Origin of the sequence: Pseudomonas sp. N40(2020) (assembly GCF_014472415.1) — a bacterium.
GTDB lineage: Bacteria > Pseudomonadota > Gammaproteobacteria > Pseudomonadales > Pseudomonadaceae > Aquipseudomonas.
Map to the genome: position 1 here is coordinate 1 of NZ_JACSZV010000103.1, position 394 is coordinate 394.

A 394-nucleotide genomic window follows, 5' to 3' on the forward strand; every position below is an offset into this window, starting at 1 on the left:
ACAATGCTCCGTCGCTGCTGTTCCCGATGGAGGCAGTATTCGAAGCGTTTGTATCCAAGCATCTCGCGAAACAACTGGTGCGGCCGCTTGTCCTGAAAACCCAAGCACGCAGTCATCACATGGTTCACCATCGAGAGCAGAACTGGTTTTGTCTAAAGCCAGACCTTTTGATCCGGGATACCAACAAGGATCTGCTGGTCCTGGACGCAAAGTGGAAACTGCTGGATGGACTGAAGGCCAATGGCACGAGCAAGTACGGCCTCGCGCAAGGCGACTTCTACCAGTTGCAGGCCTACGGCCAGAGCTACCTGAATGGAACGGGGGATGTGGTGTTGATTTACCCCAAGACGGCCGCATTCGACCGGCCGCTATCAGTATTCGAGTTCCCTAAAAT

The 394-nt window shown here is 54.1% G+C and carries 1 protein-coding gene; it reads left to right on the forward strand.

Annotated elements, in window-relative coordinates:
* Positions 1-394: McrC family protein (locus tag IAI51_RS27810; RefSeq protein WP_222944316.1), on the forward strand; the 394-nt coding region annotated here is incomplete at both ends.